Source organism: Epibacterium sp. MM17-32 (assembly GCF_022348205.1).
Taxonomy (GTDB): Bacteria; Pseudomonadota; Alphaproteobacteria; order Rhodobacterales; family Rhodobacteraceae; genus Epibacterium.
Genome location: NZ_JAKRFC010000002.1, coordinates 541,688 through 559,676, shown reverse-complemented (window position 1 = coordinate 559,676; position 17,989 = coordinate 541,688). Strand labels below are relative to the sequence as shown.

Here is a 17,989-nt window from a genome sequence, read left to right as displayed (position 1 = left end):
CATGTTCGGCGCATGCAGCCAGTCTGCCGGACCATCCGGAAACAGCGTCCCGTTCAACTGGTCAACCATGAATATCAATATGTTAGGCGATGTCATAAGCACTGTCCCTCACGTCGGTGCGCCGGGTCGATGGGCAAGGGCCGAATCGAGCGCCGGGTGGCTGTGCGCTAGGAGTAGTGCGTTATTGACGCGTCAGACAATAAAAAAATCATCGCCGCTCACGGCCTCTGCGCGCCCGGGTCGGCGCGCAGAGGGGCATGTCAGGACAGCCGTGCACCGGTGCTGTCAAAGAGGTAGGATTTGCCCGCCGAGATACTCAGATTCAGGCTTTGGCCGGAACGGATCGCATGCTGGCCGAACAGGCGCACGGTGATCTGATGGCCGTTGCAATCGGCAATGACGTTGGTGTCGCCGCCCAGATGCTCCACATGTTTGGTGGTGATCTGGAGCGGGCCTGCGTCATCCAGCATGAGGTCCTCGGGGCGCACACCCAGCGTGTTGGGGTTGCCCGGCTCGATCAACTCTGCGGGCAGGAAGTTCATCGCCGGGGAGCCAAGGAAGCCCGCCACAAACTGATTGGCCGGGTTGTTATAAAGCTCCATCGGAGAGCCGATCTGTTCGACACGGCCATCGCGCAGCACCACGATTTTATCCGCAAGCGTCATCGCTTCGGTCTGGTCGTGGGTGACGTAGACCATCGTTGCGCCCAGCTGCTCGTGCAGGTTTGCGATTTCCAGCCGGGTGTTCATCCGCAGCGCCGCATCGAGGTTTGAAAGCGGCTCATCAAAGAGGAACAGTTTGGGGTGGCGCACGATGGCGCGGCCAATGGCGACGCGCTGGCGCTGCCCGCCCGAGAGTTCCGACGGAAAGCGGTCGAGATAATCGCCAAGGCTCAGCATGCGACTGGCTTCGGCCACGCGTTCCTCGATGGTTTCCTTGCTTTCTTTGGCCTGTTTCAGCGCCAAGGACATATTGCCCCGCACATTGAGGTGCGGATAGAGCGCGTAGGATTGAAACACCATGGCGATGCCACGCTTGGAGGGTGGGGTCTGGTTGACCACATTGCCTGCGATGCAGACCTCGCCAGAGGTCACATCCTCAAGTCCCGCGATGGTGCGTAAGAGAGTGGATTTACCGCAGCCCGACGGGCCGACAAAGACGACGAACTCGCCCTCGTTCACTTCGATGTTGATGTCCTTGAGGACATGCACATTGCCGAAGGATTTGTTCACATTGGTCAGGGTCAGCGCGGTCATGGCGTTACCTCTTTCAGTTTGACAGGGGTCCCGGTGCGGACGCTTTCATCCGCCGCAAGGCAGATGGCCAGCGACTGGACGGCGTCTCGTGCGTGGCGGGAGAGGTCGAGATCCTCACGGATGGCGCGCAGCATATAGGCCTGCTCCGCGTCGCAAAGGTCCTGATGGCCGGGTTCATCGGGCAGGTCGATCAGCTGGTCGCCCTCGGGGCGGTGCACCAGCAGCCCGCCAACGCGGGTATGGCCGTCCACATCAGACGAGCCGGATTTGTCGGCCTCGGTGATTGAGACCGAGCCTTTGGGAGAGATCACATCTTTGACGAAGAAGGCGGTCTCCGACATCATCGGCCCCCAGCCCGCCTCGTACCAGCCGACAGTGCCATCCTCGAATGTGACCTGAAACTGGCCGTAGTTATACATCTCGGGCGCGATCTCGTCCGAGAGGCGCAGGCCCATGGCGTTGACCTGAACGGGTTTTGCATCGGTGATCTGGCACCAGACATCCACATAGTGCACGCCGCAATCGACGATGGGCGCGGTGGTCTGCATCAGCGCCTTGTGGGTTTCCCACTCAGCGCCCTTGCTTTGCTGGTTGAGGTTCATGCGGAACACGTAAGGTCCGCCAAGTGCGCGGGATTCCTCAATGAGCCGCACCCAAGAGGGGTGGTGGCGCAGGATATAGCCTACCACGAGCTTGCGTCCTGTCGCCTCGGCGGTGGCGACCACCCGGCGGGCGTCCTTCACCGTGGTGGCGAGGGGTTTTTCGACAAACACATGCGCACCGGCCTCCATCGCGGCCACGGCATAGTCGGCGTGGCTGTCAGAGTAGGTGGCCACGACCACCAGATCCGGCTTTGTGTCGTTGAGGGCCGCGTGAAAGTCGGTGAAGACCGGATAGCCCTGAAGGTCGGGGTGGTCGACCTGGCCCGAGCGATTGACGAGGCCGACAATCTCGGCGCCGTCTTCTTTGTGATGCGCGAGCGCGTGGGAGAGGCCCATATTGCCGAGGCCAGCGATCAGAACACGGGTCATGATGTGGCTCCTTTGCGGTTTGGGCCTTCACGCCCCTCCGCGACCGGGCACTGCCCTTCTGTGGTGACGAGAGAAACCATCATTTCACCGCCCCTGACGTGATGCCGCGAATGAGCTGGCGGGAGAAGATCACGTAGAGGATCAGTACCGGCAGGATCGCCATAGACAGTGCCGACAGAACCGCGTTCCAGTCGGTCACGAACTGGCCGATGAACACCTGACTGCCAAGTGTCAGCGTCTTGGTTTCCTCGGCGGGGGCGAGGATCAGCGGGAACCACAGATCGTTCCAGATCGGGATCATGTTGAACACCGCCACCGTCGCCAGCGCAGGCCGCACCAGGGGCAGAACCAGCTTGAAGAAGATGGTGTATTCGCTGAGCCCGTCGATGCGCCCGGCGTTTTTCAGATCGTCGCTCACCTGTCGCATAAATTCATTCAGGATGAAGACCGCGAGCGGCAGGCCTTGCGCCGTGTAGACAAGGATCAGCGCCCAGAGCGTGTTCACCAGCCCGGTGGAGACCATCATCTCAAGGATCGCCACGGTGCCGATGCGGATCGGGATCATGATCCCGAGCGCCAAATACAGCCCCATCAGCATATTGCCGCGAAAGCGATATTCGCTGAGCGCAAAGGCTGCCATGGCGCCAAACAGCAGGATCAGCGTGAGCGAGCCGACGGTGACAATGAAGGAGTTCTGAAAGTAGAGGAAGAAATCCCCCTGTTTCATCACCGTCTGATAGCCCACGAGGGAAAAACTGTCCGCATCCGGCAAGGCCAGCGGTTCGCGGAAGATCTTTTTGCGGGTCTTGAAGCTGTTGATCAGGATCACAAAGACCGGAAACAGCGCAATCAAGGTGTAGATGATCAGCGCGCCATGCATTGCAGCCGTGTTGATCGGGTTGGAGCGTGCGGAACTCATGTGTGCCTCCCGTCAGAGCTGGTAGCGGCGCATCCGGGTCTGGATGCCGAAGAGATAAAGACAGACGCCCACAAGGATGATCGCAAACATCGCCCCTGCAATCGCGGACCCCATATGTGGATCGCCCAGTTGCAGCTGGAAGCCAAAGAACGTCCGATACATGAAGGTGCCTAAGATGTCGGTGGAGAAATCAGGCCCCGCCAGCGCGCCTTGGGAGGCGTAGATCAGGTCGAAGGCGTTGAAATTGCCCACAAAGGTCAGGATCGAGATGATCCCGATCGAGGGCAGGATCAGCGGCAGTTTGATCTTCCAGAAGGCGGCCATGCCGGTGACGCCGTCAATTTCGCCCGCCTCAAGCATTTCTTCGGGGATCGACAGGAGTGCGGCATAGATCAGCATCATGGGGATGCCAACGAATTGCCACACGGAGATCAGCGCCAGCGTGGTGAGGGCGTATTCTTCCTTGCCGAGCCATGGCGCAAAGAGTGACTTCAGACCCACCGCATCCAGCATCGAAGGCGCGATGCCCCAGATTGGAGACAGGATCAGTTTCCACGCAAAGCCCACGATCACAAAGCTCAGGATCGTCGGGATGAAGATTGCAGAGCGATAGAGTGCCGCAAAGCGCAGGCGTGGGTGGCTCAGCAGGGCTGCGAGCGCGATCCCAATGGGGTTCTGCACCAGCATGTGAACGAGGAAGAACCAGAAGTTATTTCCCAGAGCGTTCCAGAATTGCTCCGACCAGATCGGATCAAAGAAGAGCGTGCGGAAATTCTCCAGCCCCACATAGACGCGCTCCTGATCGACCTCCTGAAAGAGGGCGAGGCGCAGCGTATTGAAGAGGGGGAAGATCATAACCGAGGTGTAGATCAGCACGGCAGGGGCCAAGAAGAGGGCGATATGCCAGCGGATGCGGGGCTTTTGCATGGGAACCTCCGGTCCAGGTCCCGGACGCGCGGATTGGCGCGTCCGGGAGTGTTACAACAGTGGTTTTCGTGTCGTTTCGGGGACTTACTGTTGCGGTTCGTACCAGCTCTCAAGACCGGACTGGAGCTTTGCGCCCAGAGCTTCGGGGGTCTCGGTGCCTTTGATCGCTGCGGCGGATGCGCCCCAGGTCTCATTTTCGAGGTTCGGCGTGCCACGCGACAGGATCTGGTAGGTGGAGCGGATGGTGCTTTCGCACTCGTCCCGCCAGCTGACGAATTCCTTCGCGAGCGGGTCGTCCAGTTCAACCGGAGCATTGGACAGCGGGAAGAAGCCCGGCAGTGCGTTGCCGAAGATGTCGGCAAACTCGGGCGAGGCCACCCATGTCAGGAACGCCTTGGCCGCTTCGGGGTGCTCGGTCGAGGCGTTCATGCCGATCCCGATGTCGGTGTGATCCGAGATGTAGCAGGTGTCGCCTGCGGATTTGACCGGAGCCTTGAAGGCGCCCATCTCGAAATCGGCCTGCGCGTTGAAGCCGGAGATTTCCCAGCTGCCTGCCGGATAGATCGCCGCGCGGCCCAGCGTGAACAGGTTCTGGCTGTCGGGATAGGTCTGCGCCTCATAGCCGTCGCCCAGATAATCCGCCCATTTGGCGAGGGTCGCATAAGGGGCAACCCATTGTTCGTCGGTCAGCTTCTGCTCGCCGTCGATCAGCGCCTTGCGGCCTTCTTCGCCTTTCCAGTAGTTCGGGCCGATGTTGTTATAGCCCATGGTGGCGGCTTCCCATTGGTCGTTGGTGCCCATCGCCATCGGGATATAGGTGCCGTCTTCCTTGATTTTCTCAAGCGCGGCAAAGAATTCGTCCTCGGTTTCGGGAACCTCAAGGCCGAGTTCTTCAAAGGCTTCCTTGTTGTAGATGAAGCCATGGATCACGGAGGCCATCGGCACGCAGAAGCTCGCGGAGCCATCATCGGTCTGCCATGCGGATTTCGCAACATCGGAGAAGTTGCTCATCGCGTCCATATCATCAAGCGCGGCAAGGTGGCCCGCCTCATAGAGCGCAAGAGAGGCGTCAAACGGGCGGCAGGTGATCAGATCACCAGCGGAGCCTGCGTCCAGCTTGGAGTTCAGAACCGCGTTATATTCGGTCGGCGCGCTGGGGGTGAATTTCACCTTGATGCCGGGGTGGGCCGCTTCAAACGCGGGGATGATCTTGTCCTGCCACAGGGTCAGGTCGTCGTTGCGCCAGCTTTCGACGGTGAGGGTGACATCCTCGGCCAAAGCGGATGTGGCAACCAGAGCGGTGCCCGCAAGCGCGGCCAACATAAACTTACTTTTCATGGGTCTTCCTCCTATTGGAATGGATTTATTGTTGTTTTTCTTATGTGTTGAGCGACGAGAGCGCTGGGCGCAGCTTGCCGCCTGTCGTCTCCAGACGCGCATTGGCGTCCGCGAGGTCTGTTGCGCCAGCCGCGATCAGGATGGCGCATTTCACATTGCCGCCTGCGGCCTCGATGGCGGCATTGGCGGTGTCGTCGGTGGCACCGGTGATGCGGGTCACGATCTGGCGGGCGCGGATGCGCAGTTTGATATTGTCTGCGCGCAGGTTGATCATCATGCCGTCGTGGACATGGCCAAGATCGATCGCCATCAGGGTCGACAGCATATTGAGTGCGATCTTCTGAGCGGTGCCGGCCCCCATGCGGGTGGAGCCGGAGATCACCTCTGGCGGGGTTTGCAGCAGGACCGCGTGATCGGCGATGTCCAGCAGTGCCGACCTGGCGTTGTTGGCGATGCCGATGACGCAGGCGCCGCGCGTCTTTGCGAGCTTTGCGCCCGCAACCGTATAAGGCGTGGTGCCGCTGGCAGAGACGCCAATCAGCACATCATCCGGGCCGATCTCTGCGAGGGCGCGTTCCAGCTCTGCGGTTTCGTCCTCGGTGCCACCTGGCATCTCGACCCCGGTGGGCATGCCACCAGCCATATGGATGCGCAGTTGCGCCGCGGGGATGGAAAACGTGCCGCCCAGTTCAAGGGCGTCGGCCGCAGCCATCAGCCCCGAAGACCCGGCTGCGGCGTAATGCAATGTGCCGCCCGCACGGATCGCCTGCGCCATGGCCAAAGCGCCGGCGCAAATGGCTTCTGTCGCGGCAAGAGGGGATTGAGACGCATCGTGTTGCGCATGGGCCAGAATCTCTGCCACCTCAGCCAATGGGCGGGCGTCCAGATCTTTGGCGTTTTCGTGCAATTGTTCCGTGGCAGCGGTCGACACGTGATTCCCTCCAGATTTGAACCAACAATACCCATTTGATACCTTTTGTCTACCTTTGCGTTCCAGTTGCGTTCCAAGGTTTGAATTCATCATGTAAAAATCCCGATTTTGCCGATATTTACGGCCCTATCCGCAAATTTGGTACTGATTTCATCTTTCAAAGACCGCCTTGGTATCGTATTGGTATTTTCATGACGGACACATTGAAAACCTCTGTTCTGGCTCTCGATGGTGGCGGTACGCGGTGTCGGCTGGCGCTATCCGATGGGGATTCTGTGATCACGGTAGAGACCGGCTCGGCGAATATTTCTACCGATATGGCGGGGGCTGTGGCGCAGGTGCGCGACGGTCTTGACCAACTGGCTGAGGCGACAGGTCATAGCGCTGCGGCGCTGGCCATGTGCCCGGTTTATATCGGAATTGCCGGGGTGACGGGCGCGCAGATCGCCGCACGGTTCTCGGAGGCGCTGCCCTTTCAGCTGGTGCGCGTGACCGATGATCGCCCTACCGCACTCAGCGGTGCATTGGGCGGCAGTGATGGACTCATTGCCCATTGTGGCACCGGGTCGTTCTTTGCCGCGCAGATCGAAGGGCAAAGCCGATTCGCGGGGGGCTGGGGATCGGTGCTTGGTGATCCGGCGTCGGCGCAATGGGTGGGACGACGCGCGCTGGCTTGCACGCTTGAGGAAGTGGATCGCCTGCGCGAGCCCTCGGAACTGGGGGCGCAGCTTCTGGAGCGGTTTGGCGGCTCGGCAGAGATTGTCGCCTTTGCGGTCAAGGCACGGCCTGCGGATTTTGGCCGGGTGGCCCCGGATGTCACCGCTTTTGCCGCCAAGGGCGACCCGCTGGCGGTAGAGATCCTGACGGATGCCGCGCATGAGATCGCCACGACGCTACATAGGATGGGGTGGAAGGCCGGATTGCCGCTGTGCCTGACCGGCGGGATTGCACCGCAGTTCCTGCCCTATCTGCCACCGGCCATGCAGGAAGCCTGCATCGCGCCGAGGGGCACGCCGCTCGACGGGGCGATTACGCTGGCGCATGAGTTCGCACAGGAGGTGCGGGATGACCATCACTGAATTCCTGAAACCCGATATCTGGTTCGATCAGGGCGCAGGACCGCGCTATGTGCAGCTGCGCCGCCGCCTCGAAGAGGCCATCCAGTCCGGTGTGCTGCCCCCCAACAGTTCCCTGCCGCCCGAGCGCGAGATTGCCGAAATCACCGATCTGTCACGCGTCACAGTGCGCAAGGCCATGCATGAGCTGGTGCAGCAGGGGGCGATCGAACAGCGGCAGGGGTCTGGGTCTTTTGTACGCGAAAGCACCGCGCGGGTTGAACAATCGCTGCGCCATCTGACGTCCTTTACCGAGGATATGCAGCAACGCGGGTTGGAGACCACCTCGAAATGGCTGGAGCGTGGCGTCTTCCTGCCCACCGAAGAAGAGGTCTCTGTGCTGGGGCTTGGCGCTGAGGACTCGGTGGCCCGGATCTATCGTCTGCGGGAAGCGGGCGGTCAGCCCATGGCGCTGGAGCGCGCGGCTTTGCCGCTCAGTATTCTGCCGAACCCGCTGGAGGTGACCACCTCGCTTTATGCAACGCTTGGAGTGATCGGCCACCGTCCGGTGCGCGCGATCCAGAAAATCTCTGCCATCAACCTGGAAGCCACGGAAGCGAAGCTGCTGAACGTGGCCGAAGGCACCGCCGGGCTGCGCATTCAACGCCTGTCTTTCCTCGAAGATGGCCGGGTCGCGGAATTGACGCGCTCGCTTTATCGCGGTGACGCCTATGACTTCGTCGCGGAGTTGCAACTGTCGGGCTGAGCCTCAGCCGTTGCGACCTGCCTTACTCCTCCCTTCCTTAATGACTGATCTGCCCAGTGAAAGGTTTTGAACCATGAACGCTCCTCAAACGCAGATGCGCCGTGAAATCAACGAAATCCCCGACGCGGTCGAGCGTCTTCTGAGCGAAGGCGCGGGCGCGGTGACGGCCACCGCCGCTGAAATCCGTGACCTCGCCCCGAGCTATCTGTTGTCGGTGGCGCGCGGCTCCTCGGATCATGCCTCGACCTATCTGAAATATGCCAGCGAATTGCTCTTGGGCCTGCCGATGGCGTCGGTGGGGCCGTCGGTGAAATCCATCTACGGGGTCGATCTGAACTGTGCGGGTGCGCTGAGCATTTCGGTGTCGCAGTCGGGCAAAAGCCCGGACATCGTGCAACTGACCTCCGCCTTCCGCGACAAGGGCGCCTACACGGTTGCGATCACCAATGATGCGACCTCGCCACTGGCGGAGGCCTCGGCGGCGGTGCTGCCCATCCACGCGGGCCCCGAGCTGAGTGTTGCGGCCACCAAGACGTTTGTCACCTCGCTGGTGGCGGGTCTTTGGTTGCTGGCTGAAATCAAACAGGACGCTGAGCTGTTGGATGCGATCCGCAAACTGCCCGGACATCTGGCCAAGGCAAAGGATTGCGATTGGAGCGCGGCGGTTGAGGCCATCGACGGTCAGTCGCTTTACACGCTGGGGCGCGGGCCAAGCTGGGCGATCTCCAACGAGGCGGCGCTGAAGTTCAAGGAAACCTGCCAGATTCACGCCGAGAGCTATTCTGCGGCGGAGGTGCTGCATGGTCCGGTGTCGATCGTGGGTGAAAATTTCCCGGTGATTGCCTTTGCTGCGGCTGACGCCGCCGAGGAAAGCGTCGGCGATATGGTGCAGGCGCTCGCGGATAAGGGCGCGCATGTCTTTGCCACCACGGATAAGGCCAAAGGTGCAGACGTTCTGCCGCATGTGCGCACCGATCACTGGATCACCGATCCGATTTCGTCGATTGTGTCGTTTTACGGTATGGTCGAAGCCGTGGCTGCGCGTCGTGGCGTGAACCCGGATGCACCGCGTCACCTCAACAAGGTTACGGAAACCGTATGATGCAGCGGCTGATTACCTTTCTGGGCGGGCCGATCTTTGACGGTAAACGCCTGCGGCAAGGCTATGCAGCACAGTTTCGCGCAGGTCAGCTCGCGAAGATGGTGCCGCTGACGGAGTTGGGCGAGCGCGGCGATATGATCGATCTGGGCGGCGATATCCTGTCGCCCGGCTATGTCGATCTGCAGGTGAATGGCGGCGGTGGTGTGATGTTGGGCGATGCGCCGAACGTCGAGACGATTGCGACAATTTGCGATGCGCATCGCAGTCTGGGGGCGACCACGATCCTGCCAACGCTGATCACGGATACCGCCGAGAAGACCCGCGCGACGCTGAAGGCTGGGATTGATGCCCATGAGGCCGGGGTGCGTGGCTTTGGCGGCTTGCATCTGGAGGGGCCACATCTGTCGGTCGCGCGCAAGGGGGCGCATGACGCAGCCCTGATCCGTCCGATGGAGGAAAGCGACCTGAGCGCGATCTGCGAGGCGGCGGCCCTGCTGCCCAAGCTCAAGGTCACGATTGCACCGGAGAATGTCACGCCTGAACAGGTGACGCGCATGGTGGAGGCCGGCGTTCTGGTCTCGCTTGGCCATACAGATGCGCCCTTTGACACCTGTGTCGCCTATGCCAAGGCGGGCGCGGGCTGTGCGACCCATTTGTTCAACGCCATGAGCCAGTTGGGCAATCGCGCGCCGGGGTTGGTGGGGGCGGTGCTGGACACCGCAGAGCTGTCGGCGGGTTTGATTGCGGATGGCATCCACGTGCACCCCGCCAGCCTCCGGGCGGCGTGGCTGGCCAAACGGCGCGGGCCGGGGCGGATTTTCCTTGTGTCTGACGCCATGGCGGTTGCGGGCACGGCGAATAGCGAGTTCCGACTGGAAGGGCGCCGGATTACCCGCAGCGAAGGGCGGCTGCGCTTGTCTGATGGCACCTTGGCCGGGGCGGATCTGGATCTGACCACGGCGCTCAGGGTGCTGACCAGCCAATGCGGTGTGTCCCTGGATGAGGCGCTGGAGGCGGCGACCGCGATCCCGGCGGCGCTGATTGATGCGCCGGTGGATCTGACGCTGCCGGGTCAGATGTTGACGGATATGATCCGCATCAAATCAGATCTGAGCGCGGCGTCACCCGTGATTGGCTAAAGGTTTGCCAAAGTGCATGGCCGGGCGCATGGGCGCGCGGCTGTGCCACCCCGTTGCAATCGCCCGGTTATGCGACGACCCGGTGCGGATGCGTATAGAGGGCAAAGCGCCCACCGCGTGTTGACGCGGCAAGGGTCATGCCTGCGCGATCTGCCAGCCGCACCGCATGCGAGGTCGGTGCGGAGACGGCGATAATCATGCCCGACCCCACTTCTGCTGCCTTTTGCACCAGATCCACCGAGATCCGCGACGTCATCACGAAGGCACCGCTGGCCGGGTCGATCCCTTGTCGCAGCAGCGCGCCGATGAGTTTGTCGAGCGCATTGTGACGCCCCACATCCTCGCGCACTGCAATCAGGCCATGATCCGGGCAGAGAAACCCTGCGGCATGTACCGCGCGGCATTGATCGTGCAAGGGCTGGTGGCGGGCGAGGTCACTGGGCGCGGCGGCAATCGCAGCAGCCCGAAACCGGAGTGCAACATCCGACACATCACGCGGATGGCGCAGCGCTTGTTCCAGACTGTCGATGCCGCAAAGGCCACAGCCGATGGGACCGGCCATGGCGCGGCGGCGGCTGGCAATCGCGGCACCGCGATCCTCGCGCAGCCAAAACCGCGCCTCGATGCCACTGTCATGCGCAACCTGTTCAAATTCACGCACATCGTCAAAGCTGGTGATGAACCCTTCGGTGCGGGCAAAACCAAAGGCAAAATCCTCAACGTCGGAGGGGCTGGCCATCATCACGGCGGCGCTGGAGCCGTCAAACACCATGGCAACAGGGGTTTCCTCGGCCAGATCGCGGCTGTGGGGCGCGACCTCATCCGCCGAGACGATCAGCCCTTCGTGGCGATGCGCGGTGAAATGCGCAGGGGCCGTGGGATGGCGCAGCGGCGCGGTCATGAGGCGTACTCCTTGGCTGCGCCTGCCGCGCTCAGGTGGGCGGTGTTGTCAGTGTCATCGCAGGCCAGCTCCACCGTGGCACGGCCGGTATCGCTGAGTTGGTAGAACAGGCGCTGGGATTTATCGCCCCGGCTCTCGACCGTCAGCAGATCGTGTTCATGGGCCAACAGCGTGCATTCACGCAGCACCAGCGCATGGGCAAGGCCGAACTTGCGCGCAAAACTGCGGCTGTCATGCGCGATCCCCAGATGCGCCGCTGTCATCAGACCGGCCCCGAGCGGGGAGAGCGCCTCCGGGTGGTCGGCGACCAGAGCCTCGATGAGCGCCATCATGCGGGCGTCTCGCTGGGGCGAAAGGTGACGGGCACGGATTTGGACGCAGGCGTGAAGCTTTTGTCGCCAAAGACCTGATGCGGCACCAGCACGTTAAGCTCTGGATAGTAGCCCGCAACACAGCCCTTGGGGATGTCATAGGCCACCAGACGGAACCCCGGCGCGATGCGGTCCACGTCATCCTCGTGCAGGCCCACCACATCCATGACATCACCGGGTTCGGCACCCAGTGCGGCGATGTCATCGGGATGCATAAAGACCACGTTGCGTTCGCCGTAGACGCCCCGATAGCGGTCATCCATGCCGTAGACGGTGGTGTTGTACTGATCGTGCGAGCGGAAGGTTTGCAGCACAAATCGCCGGTTTTCGCCACGCAGATTCTGCCATTCGGTCTGCTCGGGCAGCGGATCGGCAGAGAAGGTCGCGCGCCCGGCGGGGGTGTTCCATTCGCGCTCTGATGCGCCATTGCGCAGATGGAAGCCACGCGGTTTGCGCACCTGTGCGTTGAAATCGCCAAAGATCGGCAGCACGCGGGCGATCAGGTCACGGATCTTGTCGTTGTCTTGGGCGAGCGCATCCCAGTCCACGGTGGCATTGCCAAGTGTGGCGCGGGCAATGCCCGCAACGATCTGTACCTCGGATTTCAGGGTCTTGGCGGCGGGCGGGTTGATCCCGCCGGAGCCATGCACCATCGACATGGAATCCTCGACGGTTACGATCTGGCGCACGCCTGCGGCGTTCTTGTCGATCTCGGTGCGGCCCAGACAGGGCAGGATGTAGCTGTGAGTGCCCGGCAGCAAATGACCGTGGTTGAGCTTGGTGGCGATATTCACCGTCAGATCAAGGTTCTGCATCGCTTGTGCAATCAGCGCGCTGTCGGGGGTGGCGCGGGCGAAATTGCCGCCAAGCGCGATAAAGGCGCGCGCGTCGCCCGACAGCATCGCGCCGATGGCCTGCAAGACGTTGTGGCCACGGTCACTCGGCATCGCCACGCCCAGCTCGCGCTCCATCGCATCCAAGAGGGCTGCCGGGGCTTTTTCATTGATGCCGACGGTGCGGTCGCCTTGCACGTTGGAATGGCCGCGCACCGGGCACAGACCCGCGCCCGGACGTCCGATATTGCCGCGCAGGAACATGAAGTTGGCAATCTCGCGGATCATCGGCACCGAATGGCGGTGCTGCGTGATCCCCATCGCCCATGTGGTGATGACGCGATCAGAGGCCAGATAGATCTCTGCCGCCTCAGTGATCTGGTTGCGGCTGAGGCCGGATTGGTCTTCGATCTCGTCCCAAGAGGTGGCGTTCACCGCGTCGCGGTAGGCCTCGAACGCTTCGGTGTGCGCGCTCAGGAAGGCGTGATCCAGCACTGCGGGCTGGCCGGTGGCCTGTGCGGCCTCCTCGGCGGCCAGAACGACTTTGGCCATGCCGCGAAACACCGCCATGTCGCCGCCAAGGCGCGGACGGTAATAGTCGGTCGAGGTTGCCTCGGAGCCGCCGCGGATCATTTCCAGCTTGTTTTGCGGGTCGGCAAAACGGTGCAGGCCCTTTTCCTTGAGGGTGTTAAACACCACCACGCGTGCCCCGCGTTGGGTGGCGGCGCGCAGATCGGCCAGCATGCGCGGGTGGTTGGTGCCGGGGTTTTGACCAACCACAAAGATCGCGTCGGCCTTCTCGAAATCCTCCAAAAGCACGGTGCCTTTGCCGATGCCGATGGCCTCGGTGAGGGCAACGCCGCTGGCCTCGTGACACATATTGGAGCAATCGGGGAAGTTGTTGGTGCCATAAAGGCGCACGAACATCTGATAAAGAAAGGCCGCCTCGTTGCTGGCACGACCGGAGGTGTAGAACTCCGCCCGGTTGGGATCATCCAGCGCATTGAGGCGCGCGGCGATCCCGGCAAAAGCGTCGTCCCATGTGACCTCGACATAGCGGTCGCTGTCGGCATCATAGCGCATGGGATGGGTCAGGCGGCCCTGATTTTCCAGCGCGTAGTCCGACCATGTGCGCAGCTCGCTCACGCTGTGTTGGGCAAAGAATGCGGGCGTCACGCGGTCACGGGTGGCTTCCCATGCGACGGCCTTGACCCCGTTTTCGCAAAACTCAAAGGAGGAGCCATGTTCGGGGTCGCCCCACGCACAGCCGGGGCAGTCAAACCCATCGGGTTGGTTGGCCTTCAGCATGGTGCGCGCACCGGACAGGGGCTTACCGCTGCCCATCAACTGACGCCCGACGCTCTTGAGTGCGCCCCAGCCACCGGCGGCTGCAGAAGGTGCTTTTTCGGATCCGTTATTGTGGGTCATGGCTGGGGCCTTGTGACAGGCTCTGGCCGCACCGAGCCGGTCGCCAGCACCGCATGTGCTGCACGATCCGCGTCGGAGCCGGGCGGAGCAGTGGGTGGGTCAGTGGTCGTGCGCGCGCCGAGATTGTCTGCGCGAGGATCGTTTGCACCTTAGATGCTGCGCCACGGGATTTCTGTCAACGTATTGAAACGCCGTTTGAATTCGTAATTTTTGAAGTCGTGATAAGCATTGCGGATCACACGGCACTTGCTCTGGGTGACGCCAGGTCGTGAGGATTGGCACGATGTGCCACTGTTTCCGCGCCCCGGTTGCCTTAGGGTGGGGCCTAAGCGGCTGCCACGGAGAAAGATCATGAAGCTGACCGTCAACGGAACCGAGCATGAGGTCGATGTCGAACCCGAGATGCCCCTGTTGTGGGTGCTGCGCGACGAGTTGAACATCAAAGGTCCAAAATACGGCTGCGGCATCGCCCAATGCGGGGCCTGCACGGTTCATGTGGACGGGATGGCGGTGCGTTCGTGTCAGTTACCGGTTGGCGATCTGGAGGGCGAGGTCACCACCATCGAGGGGCTGGGCACGCCCGAGAGCCTGCATGCGGTGCAGGCCGCATGGGTGGCGCATCAGGTGGCGCAATGCGGGTACTGCCAATCGGGCCAGATCATGCAGGCGGCAGCATTGCTTGATCTGAACCCGGAGCCTTCGGACGCAGAGATTGATGCGGTGATGTCGGGGAACCTCTGCCGCTGTGGCACCTATCCCCGTATCCGGGCCGCGATCCATGACGCTGCGCAGAAATTGAGCGAGGCCTGAGCCATGAGCCGTGTCGGAAAAATTGCCCGCCGTACATTCCTGATTGGGTCCGCCGCGATTGCCGGGGGCGTGGCCTTTGGCGTCTATATGGCGAAAAAGCCGATCCCCAATCCGCTGCTTGATGATCTGAAGGAGGGTGAAGCGGCGATCACGCCCTTTGTGAAGATCGACGCCAATGGCATCACCCTGATCACGCCGCGTGCGGACAAGGGGCAGGGCGCCTATTCCATCCAAGCCTATCTGATCGCCGAGGAACTCGACATCGACCCGGCCACCGCGACGATTACGCCCGGGATGCCGGGGCAAGCCTATTACAACGCCACGGTGCTGGGCGAGGGCGTGCCAATCCCTGCCTACAAGGAAGGATTCGTGGCCGAGACCCTGCGTGACTTCATGTCGGTGCCGGCCAAGCTGTTGTCGATCCAGATGACCGGCGGGTCGTCCACTGTGCCGGATGGGTTTGACCGGATGCGCATGGCGGGGGCGACAGCGCGTGAAACCCTGAAAGAGGCCGCGGCCCGTCGGGTTGGCGTGGCGCGTGGGGATCTGCGGACCGAGAATGGCGCGGTGATCCTGCCGGATGGCACGTCCATCGCCTATACGGATCTGGCGGCAGAGGCGGCAGAGATTGACCCGATCACGGATGTCACCCTGCGTCCTGCCTCTGCGTGGCGCTATCTGGGCAAGCCCGATCTGCCGCGTCTGGATATGCTGCGCAAATGCACCGGCACAGAGGTCTACGGCATCGACATGGAATTTCAGGACATGTTGCATGCCACCGTGCGTGCCAACCCTGCCGTTGGCACTGCGGGCGCGCGTGTTGATGCCTCGGCGGCAGAGGGGATGCGCGGGGTGGAGAAAATCTTGCCGGTCAGCAACGGTGTCGGTGTGATTGCCAACAACACCTGGCGTGCGTTTCAGGCGGCAGAGGCGCTAGAGATCGAGTGGAGCGCGCCGGACTATCCCGGCACCTCGGACGGGATATTTGCCGCGCTTGAACAGGCGCTGGGCGATCCCGACCGCTATGACCACCGCCAGCGCGATGAGGGCGATGTGGACGCCGCACTGGAGGCGGGCGAGGTCATCGACGCGCGCTATCGCATTCCCTACCTCGCCCATGCGCCGATGGAGCCGATGAACGCGGTGGTGCGGGTGCTGGAGGGGCAGGTGGAAATCTGGACCGGAACCCAGATCCCGCTGTTCATCCGCGACCGCGCGGCCACCATTGCGCGCGTCGATCCAGAGGCCGTGAAAGTCTATGTGCTGCCCATGGGCGGCAGCTTTGGTCACCGGCTGGAGATGACCCATGTGGAGCAGGCGGTGGAGCTGGCGCTGGCGGTGCCGGGTCGGCATCTGAAACTCACATGGAGCCGCGAAGAGGACATGAGCCACGACTACCCGCGTCCGGCCTCGGTTGCCGCCGGGCGCGGCAAGGTCGCAGATGGCAAGGTGGTGGCCTTTGATCTTTCGGTCAGCCAGTCGGCCATGGCGCCGGAATGGTTCGGCCGTCTGAGCGGAATGAGTCTGCCGGGCCCCGATGCGACGATCACCACCGGGTCGTGGGATCAGCCGTTTGCTATTCCCGACTATCGTGTCACCGGCTACCGCGCGCCGAGCATGGTGCCGGTGTCGTCCTGGCGTTCAGTTGGCGCGTCGGGCAACGGGTTTTACCACGATTGCTTCCTTGATGAGCTGATCCATGCCGCCGGGGCTGATCCGCTGGCCGAGCGCATCCGCCTGTGTCTGCATGAGCCTGCGCGCAAGGTGCTGGAGGCCGTAGGCGAGATGTCGGGCTGGGATGGTCCCTCAATCGCTGAGGGGCGCGGACGTGGCGTTGGATTCTGCATGTCCTTTGGCGTGCCCTGCGCACAAGTCATCGAGGTCACGCAGACGGATGCGGGTATTCGCATCGATCAGGTCTATGTGGCGGTGGATGTGGGCGAGGTGCTTGATCCCACAAACCTGGAGGCGCAGGTCTTTGGCGGGGTGATCTTTGGACTGGGGCACGCGATGAACTGCGCGCTGACCTATGAGGGCCATGCCCCGCTTGAGACCAACTATCACGCCTATGAGGGGATGCGGCTCTATCAGGCTCCTCAAATTGAGGTGCGCGCGTTGAGCAACGGCAGCCGCATCCGGGGTGTGGGCGAGCCGGCTGTGCCGCCTGCGGCCCCGGCGCTGGCCAATGCGATCTTTGCCGCCACCGGGCAACGCATCCGCGAATTGCCGCTGAACAAACATATCGATTTCGTCTGAGGAGGGCCGGGACATGCAAAAGAGCGTTGTCATCCTTGCCGCGGTTTCTATCGCCGGTGCAGCCCTTGCCGAAACTGCGCTGACCCTGCCGGAAGAGGGCAGCATCAGTCGCGCAGACGGGCAGGCGGCGTTTGAGCGCATCTATGAGGTGGTGACCCATCCCAGATGCGCCAATTGCCACGTGGGTGCGGACAATATCCCGATGTGGTCCGGGCCAAGCTACGGTGAGGCGCGCCCGCATGGGATGCACATCAATGCCGGTGAGAGCCGGATCGGGGCGGAGTTCCTGCCCTGTCAGACCTGCCATGTGACCTCGGATGATTTTGACACCGCACCACACGCCGCGCCGCGCTTTGGTATTGCCTGGCAGCTGGCGCCGGTGGAGTTCGAATGGTTCGGCAAATCCCGCGCCGAGATCTGTGCGCAGCTCAAAGACCCGGAGCGCAACGGCGGACGCGACTGGCGCGAACTCGTTGAGCATCTAGAACATGACGCCAGCCTTAACGGGCCCGTGGCCTGGGGGTGGTCGCCCGGTGGAGACCGCGAACCCGCGCCCCGCACGCTGCAAGAGCATGTCGAGGATATGGCGCTTTGGGGCGCTGCGGGTCAGCCCTGCCCGGCAGACTGACCCAGGGGAATTGGCGCGCGCGGGGCGACGGGTGTTGCCCCGATAATGATTCTTGTTTGCGCGGCCAGGTCTGGCAGATCTGCGCCGCGCCAATGGAAATCGTGGCACAAGCCACCACGCGGCACGCATCACAGGAAGCATAGGCAGGCCAGCGCTGCGCCTGTCAGACTTCGACGGTTGTCGCCCCTGATCCGGGGACGGGAGCCCGGGATCACCACGCGATTTTCCAGCATTTTCGGGGGACTGATGGCTTGACCATCGCCGAAAATATATTCACCAAATATATTTTATCCAATCC

16 protein-coding genes are annotated in these 17,989 nt (G+C 62.2%); 7 read left to right on the top strand and 9 right to left on the bottom strand.

What is annotated here, in order from left to right:
• Positions 1–260: 260 nt before the first annotated feature.
• The 6 genes from MHM88_RS05640 to MHM88_RS05615 form a co-directional block, all read right to left on the bottom strand.
• Positions 261–1,256, bottom strand: a complete 996-nt coding sequence (locus MHM88_RS05640; protein WP_239361110.1) for an ABC transporter ATP-binding protein — start codon at positions 1,254–1,256, stop codon at positions 261–263.
• Positions 1,253–2,287 carry a Gfo/Idh/MocA family protein gene (locus tag MHM88_RS05635; RefSeq protein WP_239361108.1) on the bottom strand — a complete coding sequence of 345 codons (1,035 nt, stop codon included), beginning with the start codon at positions 2,285–2,287 and terminating at the stop codon, positions 1,253–1,255. The genes MHM88_RS05640 and MHM88_RS05635 overlap by 4 nt, the downstream gene beginning before the upstream one ends.
• 79 nt (positions 2,288–2,366) lie before the next feature.
• Positions 2,367–3,206, bottom strand: a complete 840-nt coding sequence (locus tag MHM88_RS05630) for a carbohydrate ABC transporter permease (protein ID WP_065328286.1) — start codon at positions 3,204–3,206, stop codon at positions 2,367–2,369.
• 12 nt (positions 3,207–3,218) lie between these two features.
• The gene (locus tag MHM88_RS05625; protein WP_009176119.1) at positions 3,219–4,133 is read right to left on the bottom strand and encodes a carbohydrate ABC transporter permease; all 915 of its coding nucleotides are present in this window, start codon (positions 4,131–4,133) and stop codon (positions 3,219–3,221) included.
• An 84-nt stretch (positions 4,134–4,217) separates the two neighbouring features.
• Positions 4,218–5,471 (bottom strand): ABC transporter substrate-binding protein, encoded by a 1,254-nt coding sequence (locus MHM88_RS05620; protein WP_239361105.1) that lies wholly within the window; start codon positions 5,469–5,471, stop codon positions 4,218–4,220.
• 40 nt (positions 5,472–5,511) lie between these two features.
• Positions 5,512–6,402 carry an N-acetylmuramic acid 6-phosphate etherase gene (locus tag MHM88_RS05615; protein ID WP_239361104.1) on the bottom strand — a complete coding sequence of 297 codons (891 nt, stop codon included), beginning with the start codon at positions 6,400–6,402 and terminating at the stop codon, positions 5,512–5,514.
• A gap of 191 nt (positions 6,403–6,593) precedes the next feature.
• Between MHM88_RS05615 and MHM88_RS05610 the strand changes: the two genes are divergently transcribed.
• The 4 genes from MHM88_RS05610 (at position 6,594) to nagA (ending at position 10,464) form a co-directional block, all read left to right on the top strand.
• Positions 6,594–7,481: a BadF/BadG/BcrA/BcrD ATPase family protein gene (locus tag MHM88_RS05610; protein WP_239361102.1), complete on the top strand. Its 888-nt coding sequence runs from the start codon at positions 6,594–6,596 to the stop codon at positions 7,479–7,481.
• Positions 7,468–8,223 carry a GntR family transcriptional regulator gene (locus MHM88_RS05605; protein ID WP_239361101.1) on the top strand — a complete coding sequence of 252 codons (756 nt, stop codon included), beginning with the start codon at positions 7,468–7,470 and terminating at the stop codon, positions 8,221–8,223. The genes MHM88_RS05610 and MHM88_RS05605 overlap by 14 nt, the downstream gene beginning before the upstream one ends.
• Positions 8,224–8,296: 73 nt before the next feature.
• On the top strand, positions 8,297–9,325 hold the full coding sequence (locus MHM88_RS05600; protein WP_239361099.1) for an SIS domain-containing protein: 1,029 nt from the start codon (positions 8,297–8,299) through the stop codon (positions 9,323–9,325).
• Positions 9,322–10,464: an N-acetylglucosamine-6-phosphate deacetylase gene (nagA, locus tag MHM88_RS05595; protein WP_239361097.1), complete on the top strand. Its 1,143-nt coding sequence runs from the start codon at positions 9,322–9,324 to the stop codon at positions 10,462–10,464. Before MHM88_RS05600 ends, nagA begins: the two co-directional genes overlap by 4 nt.
• A gap of 67 nt (positions 10,465–10,531) precedes the next feature.
• Here the strand turns inward: nagA and fdhD are convergent, their stop codons facing one another.
• From fdhD to MHM88_RS05580, 3 genes are read right to left on the bottom strand one after another with little or no spacing between them, the layout of a single operon-like run.
• Positions 10,532–11,365, bottom strand: a complete 834-nt coding sequence (fdhD, locus tag MHM88_RS05590; protein ID WP_239361085.1) for a formate dehydrogenase accessory sulfurtransferase FdhD — start codon at positions 11,363–11,365, stop codon at positions 10,532–10,534.
• Entirely contained in the window at positions 11,362–11,697 is a 336-nt protein-coding gene (locus tag MHM88_RS05585) for a hypothetical protein (protein WP_239361071.1), read from the bottom strand. The genes fdhD and MHM88_RS05585 overlap by 4 nt, the downstream gene beginning before the upstream one ends.
• Positions 11,694–13,997 carry an FdhF/YdeP family oxidoreductase gene (locus tag MHM88_RS05580; RefSeq protein WP_239361069.1) on the bottom strand — a complete coding sequence of 768 codons (2,304 nt, stop codon included), beginning with the start codon at positions 13,995–13,997 and terminating at the stop codon, positions 11,694–11,696. Before MHM88_RS05580 ends, MHM88_RS05585 begins: the two co-directional genes overlap by 4 nt.
• Before the next feature lie 351 nt (positions 13,998–14,348).
• Here MHM88_RS05580 and MHM88_RS05575 point away from each other — a divergent pair, with 351 nt between their 5' ends.
• Genes MHM88_RS05575 through MHM88_RS05565 form a run of 3 tightly spaced genes read left to right on the top strand, consistent with a single transcriptional unit; the run spans position 14,349 to position 17,691 of the window.
• Entirely contained in the window at positions 14,349–14,807 is a 459-nt protein-coding gene (locus MHM88_RS05575; protein ID WP_009175968.1) for a (2Fe-2S)-binding protein, read from the top strand.
• 3 nt (positions 14,808–14,810) lie between these two features.
• Entirely contained in the window at positions 14,811–17,063 is a 2,253-nt protein-coding gene (locus MHM88_RS05570) for a xanthine dehydrogenase family protein molybdopterin-binding subunit (RefSeq protein ID WP_239361047.1), read from the top strand.
• A gap of 13 nt (positions 17,064–17,076) precedes the next feature.
• Positions 17,077–17,691 (top strand): hypothetical protein, encoded by a 615-nt coding sequence (locus MHM88_RS05565; protein WP_239361036.1) that lies wholly within the window; start codon positions 17,077–17,079, stop codon positions 17,689–17,691.
• Positions 17,692–17,989 lie beyond the last annotated feature (298 nt).